Genomic DNA, 13,253 nt, shown 5'->3' with positions numbered 1-13,253 from the left:
TGACCCGGGACCGTCCTGCCTGCCCCTGTGCCGTTAGCCGCCGCGCCCGACCGGGATCAGCGCGCCGGTCACGGCGCGCGCGGCGGGTGAGGCGAGGAACATGATCACATCGGCAATCGCCTCTGGCCGTACCCATTGCGAAAAATCGGCATCGGGCATGTCGGCGCGGTTGGTCGGCGTGTCGATGATGCTGGGCAGCACGGCATTGACGGTGCAGTCATCGCCCGCCAATTCTGCGGCAAGGCTTTCGGTCAATTTGTGAACGGCGCTTTTCGACGCGGCATAGGCGCCCATGCCCGCGCCTGCCTGCACTGCGCTGCCCGCGCCGATGTTGATGATCGCGGCACCGGGTGTGGTGGAAAGCGTAGGCAGCGCCGCGCGGGTCATGGTCACGGCGGTCAGCGCGTTCATCGCGAACATTTTCGACCAGGTTTCCGGCCCGCCATCGGCCAGCGTCTGCCAGACGAATCCCCCGGCAATATTGACCAGCACATCCAGTCCGCCAAACGCATCGAGCACCTGGTCGAGCGCGGCCAGCGTCGCTGCCATGTCGGTCAGGTCGACCCCGCCGATGTCGACCCCGCCGGGATTCGCATCAGGCGCGGATCGGGCGAAATCGACCCGGGCCACCCGGCCGCCCCGACTTGTGAAAGCGCCGGAAACGGCGCGGCCCAGCACGCCAAAGCCACCGGTCACGAGAATGCGACGGGTCATCACTACACCTTCCCAATCATGATGTCGGCCTCACCGCGCGTATGGCAGGCCATGCCGCACGAGGTCCGACACTCGGTTTTGCGGTACATTGCAGGCGTTTATCGTCCGGCGCAAGTCAGGCCGGAATTCGGTAGCGGGTCAGTGTGAAATCTGACCCACTACCGCGCGCCGGGCGTGGCGGCGAATGGTTCCAACTGTTCCGGATCGGCTTTGGCGGGATTCCGGGCCGACCGATGGGCGATGGCCCGGACGGGCATTCGCTGTGCCTCGGGACCACTTCGGCATATTTTGCCTGCAGATCAAACAGGTTGGCCTCGTGCGGGACGGCACGGCATAGGCGGCGCGGTATAGGTGGCTGGGTGCGCCGGGATGTGAAACCAATTTTACTTGAATGTGTTGCCCGACCGGCCAATGTCGTTTGAATTTGGCTTAATGCAAGGCGGGCCCCCATGGCACACATCCTGGTTGTTGAGGACGATGCCGAGACGGCGGCGCTGATCTGCGCCGCGCTGGAGGCCGAACACCATCGCGTTGTCCATCTGGTCGATGGTCGCATGGCGCTCGACCGGCTGGGCTCGGAACGTTTTGATGCGGCAACGGTCGATCGCATGCTGCCCGGGATTGACGGGCTGACGCTTGTGGCCCGCATGCGTGCGCGCCAGATTACCACGCCGGTGCTCGTGATTTCCGCGCTGGGCGATGTCGACGAGCGCATCGCCGGCTTGCGCGCCGGTGGTGACGATTATTTGGGGAAGCCGTTTTCGCCCGCCGAGATGGTTACCCGGATCGAGGTGCTGTTGCGGCGTAGCCTCGACTATCCCGAAGACAGCTTTCTGCGCGCAGGTCCGATTGCGCTCGATCTGGTCAAGCGCAAGGCCTGGGTCGACGGCGAAGCGCTTGATCTTGTCAACAAGGAGTTTCGCCTGCTCGAATTCCTTGTCCGCCATGCGGGCCACGTCGTGGCGCGGCAGGTGATCTTCGAACAAGTCTGGGGCCTGTATTTCGAAGCGAGCGACAACCTGATCAATGTCCACATCGCCCGTCTGCGGCGAAAGCTGGAGCGACCGGGGTGGCCCGCCATGATCGAGACGATCAAGGGCCAAGGCTATCGGCTGGCGGTGGCATGACCATTCCGGCGCATGCCACCAGCCCGCAGCGTACCCCGCGCCTCATCGATCTGCGCCATACCACCGCATTCCGCCTCAGTGCGGGGCTTACCGGTGTCTTTGCCCTCGCAATCTTTGCGGTGTTGTGGGTGGTTTATGCCGAAACCAGCGCCGAACTGATCTATCGCACCGACCAGAATGTGGCGAACAAGGCAAGGATGCTGGCGGCTTCCCCATCGGCGGCCCAATTGGCGCAGACGGTGCGCACGCTGCGCGATACGACCAGCGGGTTTGAGGGCATCGCGGTGTTCGATGCTGCGGGGCATCGCCTGCTGGGCGATCCGGGGCTGGCGCCTCCGTTTCCGCTGGGGCGCATGTTCGAACGGTTGAACGGTCCGCGCGGGGCTCCGGTGCGCGCGCTGGCGCTGCCTGCCGCAGACCGGCTGACCATTGTCGTATCGCGCGACATAACGCAGATTCACGATCTGCGCGCACGGATCTGGATGATCATGATGATCAGCGGCGCCGGCGCGGTTGCGGTTGCGTTGGGGGCGGGGCTCCTGCTCAGCCTATGGCCGATGCGCCGCATCCGTCAGCTTGAGGTTACCGCGACGCGTATTGCGATGGGTGAACTGGATTTGCGCGTGGTGATCGGCCAGCGCGGCGACGAATTCGACATGATCGCCGGAATCATCAATGCGATGGTCGAGCAGATCGAGCGTCTGCTGCGTCAGGTGAAAGGCGCGACAGATGCGATTGCGCACGATTTGCGCACGCCGCTGTCGCATGTCCGGACCAGGCTTGAACGCATTGCGCTGCTTTCCGTCGTTGCGCGTGATTCCGAGGCTGCTGCCCTGCTGACGGGCGCGCGGGATGAGCTGGATGTCGTGCTGGCGCGTTTTCGTGCGCTCTTGCGCATGTCGGAACTCGAAGCGTCGGGCCGTCATTCTCAATTTGTCCGGTTTGATCCGATGAACATGGTGCGCGACGTGGCCGAGCTCTACGAGCCTCTGGCCGAAGAGCGCGGCATCGCCCTCGTTTGTAGCGGCACGGACGGGCTGCGCATTCTGGGCGACGAACAACTGCTGTTCGAAGCGGTCGGCAATCTGGTCGAAAATGCCATCAAGTTCAGCCCCACCGGGGGCCGGATCACGCTTGGAGCAACCGAAGAAGGCGGCGAAATCGTCATCGCGGTCGCCGATGACGGGCCCGGCATTCCCCTGGCAGAGCGCGCGAGCGTGCTGGAGCGGTTTCAGCGCGGCAGCGCCGCTGCGGAAACAGGCCGGGCCGGTTCCGGATTGGGGCTGAGCCTTGTTGCCGTGATTGTCGCGCTGCACGGCTATATCCTGCATCTCGATCCGGCGAATGCGGAACCTCGCCCGGGATTGGTCGCGCGCATCGTCGCCCCGCGCGCATCGGCAGCATCGGGCGATACGCCTGCCGGGTGGTGAATTTTTCTTTATTTGCCACCGGGTCCGCTGCGCAGGCAGGGGAAGTGTCATGCTGAAACTGGTCAAACTTGCCTTGTCGAAGCCGATCACGTTTGTGGTCATGGCCATTCTGATCGTTCTGGGCGGGGTCATCTCGTGGATCACCACGCCGACGGACATCTTCCCCGACATCCGTGTGCCGGTGATTGCGGCGGTGTGGCAGTACAATGGCCTGTCGCCGCGCGACATGTCGGGCCGGGTGATCTATTATTACGAGCGCCAGTTGACGTCGACCGTCAACGACATCGACCATATCGAAAGCCAGTCGTACACCGGCATCGGCGTGGTGAAAGTATTCTTTCGCCCCGGTGTCGATATTCGTACGGCAACCGCGCAAGTCACGTCGGCCTCGCAGACCGTTCTCAAGCAGATGCCCGCCGGAATGACGCCGCCGCTGATTCTCAATTACAGCGCGTCTACCGTGCCCATCCTGCAGATGGCGCTGTCTTCGAAGACGCTGTCCGAACAGCAATTGTTCGACATCGCGCAGAACCAGATCCGATCGTCGCTGGCGACAGTGCAGGGGGCGGCGATGCCTTCGCCTTATGGCGGCCGGGTGCGCCAGATCCAGATCGACATCGATCCCCAGGCGCTGCAGGCCCGTCACCTGTCGACTACCGATATTGGCACGGCGCTTGCCGCGCAAAACCAGGTCGTACCCGCCGGCACCGCGCGGATCGGGCCGTTCGAATACAATATCCGGCTGAACAATGCGCCCGAAGCGATCGATTCGCTCAATTCGCTGCCGATCAAGACCGTCGACGGCGCCACCGTGCTCATGCGCGATGTTGCCCATGTCCACGACGGATCGCCGCCGCAACAAAACGAAGTACGCGTCGACGGGCAGCGCTCGGTGCTGATGACGCTGCTCAAGGCGGGCAATGCTTCGACCATCGCCATCGTCAACGATGCGCGCGCGCTGATCGAGCGGCTGCGCCCCACTTTGCCCGATGGGCTGAAGATCGATCTTCTGTCCGACCAGTCGTTGTTCGTGAAAGCGGCGATCAGCGGCGTGGTGCGCGAAGGGATCATTGCGGCGGCGCTGACCAGCCTGATGATCCTCTTGTTCCTGGGGTCGTGGCGATCGACCGTGATCATTGCCACCTCGATCCCGCTGGCGATTCTCGCTGCGGTCATGGGGCTGTCGATTTCGGGTGAAACGCTCAACATCATGACGCTGGGTGGGCTGGCGCTGGCAGTCGGCATTCTGGTCGATGACGCGACGGTCACCATCGAAAACATCAACTGGCATCTGGAACAGGGCAAGGGCGTCGAAACGGCGATTCTCGATGGCGCAAGGCAGATCGTGCAGCCGGCGTTCGTTTCGCTGCTGTGCATCTGCATCGCCTTTGTGCCGATGTTCTTTCTTGGCGGGGTGCCGGGCTTTCTGTTCACGCCGATGGCAAAGTCTGTGGTCTTTGCCATGATCGCCTCGTTTGCGCTGTCGCGCACGCTGGTGCCGACAATGGCCAACTGGCTGCTGCGGGCCCATGCCCCCGCCTATATCGCGGACCAGATGGTCGGTCATGACGCGATGATCGGTCATCCGGGATCGCACAATGTGCTGCGCCGTTTTCAGCAGGGCTTTGAACGTCGTTTCGAAGTGTTTCGCACCTGGTATGTCGGCGTGCTCCATCTTGCGCTCGCCAGCCGCCGGACCTTCGTGATCGGCTTTATGGTGGTGGTGCTTACCAGTTTCGTGCTGGTGCCGTTCCTCGGTCGCGATTTCTTCCCTGCGGTCGATTCAGGACAGATCAGCATCCACGTGCGCGCGCCGACCGGCACAAAGCTGGAAGAAACCGCCGCCCTGTTCGACGCGGTCGAGGCGCGCATCCGCAGCGATCTGCCGAAATCGGAAACCGGATCGATCATCGACAACATCGGTATGACCGTGTCGGGGATCAACATGGCCTATTCGAACAGCGGCGGCATCGGCCCGCAGGATGGCGACATCATGATCACGCTGAACGAAGATCATCACCCCACCGCCGGCTATGTCCGTCGCTTGCGCCAGGATTTGCCGCGCGCGTTTCCCGGCAGCAGCTTTTCGTTCCTGCCCGCAGACATCGTCAGCCAGATCCTCAATTTCGGGGCGCCCGCGCCGATCGACGTGATCGTGTCGGGCCCGGACAACGCCGCCAACGAAGCCTATGCCGACGAGGTGATGGGCCGGATGAACCATATCGCCGGTATCGCCGACGTCCGCGTGCAGCAACCGAGCAATTATCCCGAGCTCAAGGTCGATGTCGACCGGGCGCTCGCCGACCGGGTCGGGATCACCGAAAACGACGTGACCCGGGCCCTGTCGGTAAACCTCGCCGGCAGTTTCCAGCTTGCGCCGACGTTCTGGCTCAATCCGAAGAACGGCGTGTCCTACCCGATCGTCGTGCAGGCGCCCGAATATCGCGCCAACAGCATCAGCGCGCTCAACAACGTGCCGGTGACAGGCAGCGGCGCCGGTTCGTTCCAGACGCTGGGCGGGCTGAGCCAGATCCATGAAAGCCGCACTGCAGCGGTGATCAGCCATTATGCCATTGCGCCTGCGATCGACATCTATGCGACGCCGCAGGGGCGCGATCTCGGCGCGGTGGCAAATGACATTCAGCGCGTGCTCGATCAAACCCATGCCCAATTGCCCAAGGGCGCCACGGTGTCCTTGCGCGGCCAGGTGCAGACGATGAATTCTGCCTTTTCCGGGCTGATTCTGGGCCTTTGTGGTGCGATCGTGCTGATCTATCTGCTGATCGTGGTCAATTTCCAGAGCTGGATCGACCCTTTCGTGATCATCACCGCGCTGCCCGCCGCACTCGCCGGGATCGTCTGGATGCTGTTTGCCACGCACACCACGCTGTCGGTCCCGGCTCTGACCGGCGCGATCATGTGCATGGGGGTGGCCACTGCCAATTCGGTGCTGGTGATCACATTTGCTCGTGAGCGGCTTGAGGCGACCGGCGATGCGGTGCGTGCCGCGCTCGAAGCCGGTGCGACCCGGTTTCGCCCGGTGCTGATGACTGCGCTGGCCATGATCATCGGCATGGCGCCGATGGCTCTGGGCCTTGGCGAGGGCGGCGAACAGAATGCCCCGCTCGGCCGCGCGGTGATCGGCGGCCTGTTCTTTGCAACCATTGCCACGCTGGTCTTTGTGCCCGTGGTTTTCAGCCTGGCGCACCGCCGCCAGACCGGCACCGCCGGTGGAGAGGCGGACCACACGGCGTCCCTCGGGCTCGATTCTCAGAAGGAAACACAGCATGTCTGATCCCCACGGCCTGCCCACTGGCGACGGGGCGCCGCCCCGGGGTCTTGCCCGCTTTGGGGTGATCGCGGCGGGGCTGGCCGCCCTGGTTCTCGTCGGCGGGATCTATGTCCGAACGCGCGATTCGCATGAGGCGCAGGTCACGTCCGATGACACCGCCCGGCCCAGTGTTCATCTGATCACGCCGACGACGGCGGGCAAGATGAACGAACTGGTCCTGCCCGGCACGATGCAGGCGTGGTTTACCGCGCACATCTACGCCCGGGTCGGCGGCTATGTGCATGCCTGGACTCGCGACATCGGTGCCGATGTGGGCAAGGATGCGCCGCTGGCGACGATCGACACGCCCGAGCTGGATCAGCAGATCATTCAGGCGCGCGCGACGCTCGAACGCGCGCGGGCGGAAGCGGCGCTCGCCCGGTCGACCGCCGCGCGATGGAACGACCTTGTCAAAAGCAAGGCCGTCTCGGTGCAGGAAACCGACGAAAAGAACGCCGATGCCAAGACCCATGCCGCCGCCGTCGACGAAGCCGCCGCGGCTTTGGGGCGCCTGCTGGCGATGAAGGGCTATGCCACCGTGCGCGCGCCTTTTGCCGGTCTGGTCACCCAGCGCAATGCCGACATCGGCGATCTGGTCGGCCCGGGCGCGACCAATCAGACGCCGATGTTCGCCATGGCCGACGAACGGCGCATGCGCATCTATGTCAACGTGCCGCAGGAATATTCCGCAGCGATGCACAATGGTTTGACCGCCACGCTGAAGCTGCCCGACTATCCCGACCAGACGTTTCCCGCGACGCTGACCGATCAGTCGTTTGCCATCGATCAGCGCACCGGGTCGTTGCAGGTGCAGCTGAAGACCGACAATCCGGGGTTCAAGCTGAAACCCGGCGGCTATGCCGAAGTCCATTTTGCCCTGCCCGGCGCGGGTGACCGGTTGATTGTGCCGTCAGGCGCGCTTGTGCTGCGCGATCATGGCAGCCAGGTTGCCACTGTCACCGCCAATGGCCGGGTGCATCTGATCCCGGTGATCATCGGCCGCGATCTTGGCGGCAAAGTCGAAATCAACTCCGGAATTACGGCGGGCACGCGGCTGATCGCAAACCCGCCGGATTCGATCAGCGAAGGCGAAGTCGTTCGGGTGGAGGGCGCGCATGATTGAGCCCAGTCGGCGTCTCGACCGGTTCTTGCCGTTGGCCGGTACGATGCTGCTGCTTGCCGGATGTGCCGGTGCGCCGCCTTATCATCCGGCCTCCAATTACCCGGCAAGCACACCCGTTCCCGCAGCGTTCCGCGAAGCGGGGCCTTGGGCGGAAGCAACCGGAACACCGGCGGCGCCGTCAGACTGGTGGCGCGCGCTCGGCGATGCGCAGCTTGACGCGCTTGAGGACCGTGTTGCCGGCGACAGCCCGACGCTTGCTGCCGCCCTGGCGCGCAGCGAAGAGGCGCGCGCCGCACTGCGCGCGGCTCAGGCCGATGCCCTGCCGACGATCGGGGCGGTCGGCGCGCTGGGGTATGATCGGCAATCTGACGACCGTCCTTTGCGCAGCGCCAGCCAGCCGGTATATTACGGCAACAATCTCGCGGCACTCGGGGCAAGCTACGAGGTCGATTTGTGGGGGCGTGTCAAAGGTTCGATCGCCGCCGGAAGAGCCAATGCGCAGGCCAGCAGCGACGATGCCGCCGCGATCCGCCTCAGCCTTCAGGCCGCCCTCGCCACGAGTTATATCACACTGCGCGGGCTTGATGCCGAAACCGACCTGCTGAAAGGCACTATCGCCGTCTATGCCGAGGCGGACAAAGTGGTCCGGGATCGCTTTTCCGGCGGCGTGGCGACGGGCATAGACACCGGGCGATCGGGCGCACAACTCGCCGATGCCGAGGCGCAGCTGGCCGATGTCCTGGCCGCACGGGCGCGGCTGGAACACGCCATTGCCAGCCTTGTCGGCATGCCTGCGCCATCGTTTGTCCTGCCGCCCGCAAAAGACACGTTGCATGTCGTGGTTCCGCCGGTCGGGCTGCCGTCCACGCTTCTGCAAGGCCGACCCGACGTCGCGGCAGCAGAGCGGCGGATGTACGCGGCCAACCGTCTGATCGGGGTCGCGCGATCCGCGTTCTTCCCGACGATCGATCTGGCTGCGGCAGGCGGGACCAATGCCACCGCTCTCGCCGGTCTGGTCGCTGCGCCCAATGCGTTCTGGGCGCTGGGCCCGACGCTGGCGCTGACTCTGTTTGACGGCGGTCGCCGCAAGGCGGGCGTGCGCGCCGCCCGCGCGCGCTGGGACGAGGCTGGCGCTGCCTGGCGTTCCACCGCGCTGACCGCGTTTCAGGAAGTCGAAGACAGCCTGTCCGCGCTGCACCACTTCGGCGATGAGGACAGCGCGCAGATCCGGGCCGCCGGTCAGGCGCAACAGGCTGCCGACCTGTCGATGCTGCGCTATGAAAAGGGGGCGTCAAACTATCTGGACGTCGTCACCGCGCAGACCACCGCGCTGTTTGAACAACGCCGCGCCATCGAGGTTCATACCTTGCGGTTGAACGCGGCGGTGTCACTGGCACGGGCAGTGGGCGGCGGCTGGAACCCGGGCCAATCCTGATCGATCGAACCGGCCTCGGGCCCATTGCGGCCGACGAAAGTCGCTGCAAGTTTACCCTGAGCGGCTGAGCGGAGATCGCCGGGGCTATGCCGACGATCTCCGCCACGCCATGAAGGACGATCGTCGTGGTCAGATCACGAAGTCGTGGATTTCGTCAGTCAGCAGAAAGGCGCCGTGGTTTGATGCGCCCCGATCGGGGTTGATAAAGGCATGGTTGCTGCCCGTGTGGATGTCGCGGAACATGCGCTGCAACTGGTTGGAAAGCGCAAAAGCGCTGCCGCCGGCGGCCTTCACGACTTTGGTCAGTGCGTCGGTTGCCATGCGGGCCGCGAACGCCGCGTTGCTTTTGTAGGCAATGCGCGCCGACTTGGGGATGGCGCCGTCGCGATGGATGTAGGCCATCATGTCCGCCAAATCCTTTTGTTGGGTTGCGAGCGCCGCATTGGCCATCGCCACGGCCTCGCCCAGCTTGAGCTGGGTGTGCGGATCGAGCGCCACCGGCTTGCCATCATAGGCATGGCGCCGCTTGCGCATCGCGCCGACATAGAGGTCGATCGCGCCTTCGGCCATGCCGATGCACAATGTCGCCAGCGACCACGCAAACAGGGCGCCGAAAGGCACTTTGTAAATCGGTGCGTCAAAAGTGGCATTGCCGGGATTGTGGCCCTCGAAGGATTCCATGACATTGTGGACCCGCCATTCGGGCACAAAGGCGTCCTTGATCACCACCGTCTTGGAACCCGAGCCCTGCATGCCCGCCATCTGCCAGCTTGCCTGATCGATGGCGTAGTCGGTGCGCGGTACGATCATCACTTTCTGCTCGGCGCCAAAGCTGTTGTCGGCGGGGAACATCACGCCGACCACCACCCAGTCACACAAGTCACAGCCCGATGACCATGCCCATGCGCCGTTGACGATATAGCCGCCGTCCACTTTTTCGGCCTTGCCGAACGGGGCATACGAGGAGGAGATCAACGCATCGGGCTGCGGCCCCCAGATTTCTTCGGCGACGCGCGGATCGACCAGCGCGATTTCCCAATTGTGGATCACCATCAACGCGGCCACCCATGCGATCGAGGGGGAAGCGCTCGCCATCAGGCGAACGGCCTCCAGCGCGGTCTGGATCGACATTTCCCAGCCGCCCCATGCCTTGGGCTTGAGGATGTTGAACAGACCTTCCGCTTTGAGCCGGGCTGCGACGTCCTCCGGGCAACGGCCCTGCCTTTCGGATTCTGCGTCCATTTCGCGGAGCCAGGGGAGCAGCGACCGCACGGTATCGAGCACTTGTTGTTCACTCGGAATCACGCTTGCCGCAGGCTGCTTTGCCATCGTCGCCATCATGCATCTCCCTTGTCGTGTGTTGCCGCCTGCAAAAACAGCGCGACTTGTTCGTTGAATTCCTGCGCATGCTCCCACTGCACCCAATGGCCGCATTGCGGCATGACCAGCAGCCGCGCGCGCGGGATCTGCTTCATGAACGTGAAACCGGTGTCGAGTGGCAGGATGCGGTCCTCACGCCCCCACAGGATCAACACGTCATGAGGCAGGCGCGCCAGACGCGGGTCGCGCCACAATTCCTCCGGCGGACCCGCCGGGCCGGGGCGCATCGGCGGCTGGGCGGCGATCCGCGGATCGAGCGCGGCTTCGAGGCGCTCGGCCAGCAGTTCGGGCGTTATGACCGATCGGTCGAACACCGCCTGTTCGATGAAAAAGCGCACTTTTTCCAGCGTCGGGCCTTCGCCCTCGTAAAACGTGACAAGGTTGACGATACCGGGCGAGGGCCATTGCGCCGTGACCGGAAAACCGCCGCCGGGCCCCATCAGCACCATGCGGGCGATACGTTCCGGGTATTCCAGGGCGATCTTCAGGGTGATCATGCCGCCCATCGAATTGCCGACGAAATGCGCCTTGGCGATCCCGAGTGCATCGAGCAGCGCGACGATGGTTTCGGCCCAAAAGCCGGGGATCGCGCCTGTCACCGGCTTCACGTCCGAAGCGCCAAAACCGGGCAGATCGGGGCAGATCACTCGGAAATGACGCGCCAGTTCCGGCATGTTGCGGCTATAGTTCGACCAGCCGGTCGCGCCCGGCCCGGAGCCGTGCAGCATCACCAGCACGGGCCCCTTGCCCTCGTCGTGATAGGCCACGCGCACGCCGTTGACCTCGATGAAGCGTTGATCAACCATGGACCGCCGGGCCCCCGATCATCTTGTGGCCCCAGATGCTGATCGCGTCGCGCCGGACGACCTGCCAGCCCGGCTCGATCACCCGCGCGCCCCAGCCATATTCAAACTCGATACCCGAGGGCGTTTCGAAATAGACCGACAGCATCTGGTCGTTGCTGTGGCGACCCAGCGTCATCGCGATGGGCGTGCCCAGCTTTTCGGCGCGATCGATGGCCAGGCCGACATCGTCCAGAACCTGGGTTTGCAGCATCAGGTGGATGCATTTCTTGGTGAACACGGCAGGTGCCGGTGCAAAAGCAAGCGTGTGGTGGCGCGGGTTGCAATGCATGAACGTGACCGGCAGCACGAGATCCGGGCCGAACGGCATGTCGATATAGTCGCTGACCGAAAAGCCGAGGTCTTTGTAGAAGGCTTCATAGCCCGCCGGATCGGCCGCCACGATCACCACATGGCCAAGCCCCTGTTCTGCGGTGACGAAGCCGCTGACGCCGATGGGAGAGGCAAATGGCACATGCGGCGCGTCTGTCGGCCCCCAGTGGAGTTCGCAGGCCATACCGGCCGGATCGGTAAACTGTGCAAGCGCCCGCACCCCGCGTGAGGCGGCCAGGGCGGGATTGATCGTCGCACGATCGCCCAGCTTTGCCAGTGTGGCCAGATAATCGGCCTCGCTGGTGCATTCCCAGCCGACGGTGGTCACGTCATCCTCGTCGCCCTGCTCGATGCGGAACCGCCAACTGCGGCTATCGGCGCGCAACAGCAGCGCGCCATCTGCGTCCTTTTGCGCCTGGAGCCCCAGCACGCCAGTCGCAAAGCGCTCCCACGCGGGCAGATCGCGGGCACGCACGCATATATAGCCCAATGCGGATATCGCCATTCCCATGCATCCTTCTTCGCTATCCGGCCTCTTGAGTATCGGCCGATTATCATTCAGGGATGCCGTGATGGTGGAGGTGTGTCATTAACCTGAAGCGTGGAACGATTGATTTTGCGTCTGGCGACTATGCGCAGTTGTTGCGGACGCCGGATCTGCGCCTGGTCGGCCTTTCGTGGGATCGCTTCGAGATAAACCGTCCGTTCGCGCTGGACTTTCCGGAAACCCGGCGCGCCTGCTTCTATTATGTGAAACGCGGCGGCGCCTTTTTCCGGACCGGGCCCGGCCAGCTGCATTATGTCACGCAGGGCACGACGGTTGGCGTGGAAGGGCATCCGCACCAATGGCTGGACCGCAGCCACCTGCATCGCGCCGATCTGCAGCGCGTAGATGGTGGTCAGGGAGGGGCTGGCGGTCAGGGAGGGGCGGGTGACTTGCCGCTCGAATTGATCATGAGCAGCATCGACCGAAGTGCCGCCGTGCTGCAACGCCTGCCGCATGGCGCGGTGATCATTCCCGCGAATGCCGATCCGTTTGCGGCGATGATCCGTGGCTGCGTCGAATTGATCGAGCTGGATCAGGCTGGCGGCGGGCCGGACAGCGGCGTGTCGCGCCGGCTGGCCGAAGTGATCATGCTGCAACTGGTCGGATTTGTGCGCTCGCAGCTGTGGCAGGGCACGTTGCCGGGCAATGGCGTGCTGCACGATGAATTCGTGTTGCGCGCGATGTCGGCCTTTTTTGCGCGTCCGGGCGACGCCTGGACGGTTGAAACATTGGCCGTGGCCGCCGGTCTCAGCCGGGCAGCGTTCTTCGAGCGGTTTCGCAAGGCCTTCAACGATACCCCGCTCAAGACAATCAACCGCCTGCGATTGCAAATTGCAGCAGATATGCTCGGGCGCTCCAATGCTTCGCTAAGCGATATTGCGCAGGAGATCGGGTTTGGGTCCGCACCGGCCCTGGTGCGCGCCTTTGCGCGTCAGTTCGGCAAGACGCCGGGGCAATGGCGGATGCAAAGCCGCAATGGGGCGGCTTGAGA

General features: G+C 64.0%; 11 protein-coding genes. 6 read left to right on the top strand and 5 right to left on the bottom strand.

The features are described from left to right. Positions 1-33: 33 nt before the first annotated feature. Positions 34-714 (bottom strand): SDR family oxidoreductase, encoded by a 681-nt coding sequence (locus AQZ50_RS10180; protein WP_067746124.1) that lies wholly within the window; start codon positions 712-714, stop codon positions 34-36. A 449-nt stretch (positions 715-1,163) separates the two neighbouring features. On the opposite strand from AQZ50_RS10180, the gene AQZ50_RS10175 reads away from it, so the two are divergent. The 5 genes from AQZ50_RS10175 to AQZ50_RS10155 are packed head-to-tail and all read left to right on the top strand — an operon-like array spanning position 1,164 to position 9,160. Then, the gene (locus tag AQZ50_RS10175) at positions 1,164-1,841 is read left to right on the top strand and encodes a response regulator transcription factor (RefSeq protein WP_067746122.1); all 678 of its coding nucleotides are present in this window, start codon (positions 1,164-1,166) and stop codon (positions 1,839-1,841) included. After that, on the top strand, positions 1,838-3,271 hold the full coding sequence (locus tag AQZ50_RS10170; protein ID WP_067746119.1) for a sensor histidine kinase: 1,434 nt from the start codon (positions 1,838-1,840) through the stop codon (positions 3,269-3,271). The genes AQZ50_RS10175 and AQZ50_RS10170 overlap by 4 nt, the downstream gene beginning before the upstream one ends. 49 nt (positions 3,272-3,320) lie before the next feature. Beyond that, positions 3,321-6,566 (top strand): efflux RND transporter permease subunit, encoded by a 3,246-nt coding sequence (locus tag AQZ50_RS10165; RefSeq protein WP_082703560.1) that lies wholly within the window; start codon positions 3,321-3,323, stop codon positions 6,564-6,566. Beyond that, a complete protein-coding gene (locus AQZ50_RS10160; RefSeq protein WP_067746117.1) occupies positions 6,559-7,725 on the top strand; it encodes an efflux RND transporter periplasmic adaptor subunit in 1,167 nt (388 codons plus the stop codon). The genes AQZ50_RS10165 and AQZ50_RS10160 overlap by 8 nt, the downstream gene beginning before the upstream one ends. After that, the gene (locus AQZ50_RS10155) at positions 7,718-9,160 is read left to right on the top strand and encodes an efflux transporter outer membrane subunit (RefSeq protein WP_067746115.1); all 1,443 of its coding nucleotides are present in this window, start codon (positions 7,718-7,720) and stop codon (positions 9,158-9,160) included. Before AQZ50_RS10160 ends, AQZ50_RS10155 begins: the two co-directional genes overlap by 8 nt. A gap of 129 nt (positions 9,161-9,289) precedes the next feature. Here the strand turns inward: AQZ50_RS10155 and AQZ50_RS10150 are convergent, their stop codons facing one another. From AQZ50_RS10150 to AQZ50_RS20735, 4 genes are read right to left on the bottom strand one after another with little or no spacing between them, the layout of a single operon-like run. Next, a complete protein-coding gene (locus tag AQZ50_RS10150) occupies positions 9,290-10,498 on the bottom strand; it encodes an acyl-CoA dehydrogenase family protein (RefSeq protein WP_067746113.1) in 1,209 nt (402 codons plus the stop codon). Continuing rightward, positions 10,498-11,346, bottom strand: coding sequence for an alpha/beta fold hydrolase (locus AQZ50_RS10145; protein WP_067746111.1), 849 nt, complete (start codon positions 11,344-11,346; stop codon positions 10,498-10,500). The genes AQZ50_RS10150 and AQZ50_RS10145 overlap by 1 nt, the downstream gene beginning before the upstream one ends. Continuing rightward, entirely contained in the window at positions 11,339-12,220 is an 882-nt protein-coding gene (locus tag AQZ50_RS10140; RefSeq protein ID WP_067746109.1) for a VOC family protein, read from the bottom strand. The genes AQZ50_RS10145 and AQZ50_RS10140 overlap by 8 nt, the downstream gene beginning before the upstream one ends. 53 nt (positions 12,221-12,273) lie before the next feature. Further along, positions 12,274-12,705: a hypothetical protein gene (locus AQZ50_RS20735; RefSeq protein ID WP_231730214.1), complete on the bottom strand. Its 432-nt coding sequence runs from the start codon at positions 12,703-12,705 to the stop codon at positions 12,274-12,276. Here AQZ50_RS20735 and AQZ50_RS10135 point away from each other — a divergent pair. Further along, positions 12,670-13,251 (top strand): helix-turn-helix domain-containing protein, encoded by a 582-nt coding sequence (locus AQZ50_RS10135; protein ID WP_197412452.1) that lies wholly within the window; start codon positions 12,670-12,672, stop codon positions 13,249-13,251. The two genes, AQZ50_RS20735 and AQZ50_RS10135, sit on opposite strands and share 36 nt — an antisense overlap. Positions 13,252-13,253: the final 2 nt, after the last annotated feature.

Origin of the sequence: Novosphingobium sp. Fuku2-ISO-50 (genome assembly GCF_001519055.1) — a bacterium.
In the GTDB taxonomy this organism is placed as follows: domain Bacteria; phylum Pseudomonadota; class Alphaproteobacteria; order Sphingomonadales; family Sphingomonadaceae; genus Novosphingobium.
Note: the sequence above shows the minus strand (reverse complement) of the source record. Positions and strands in the feature narration are given on the sequence as shown.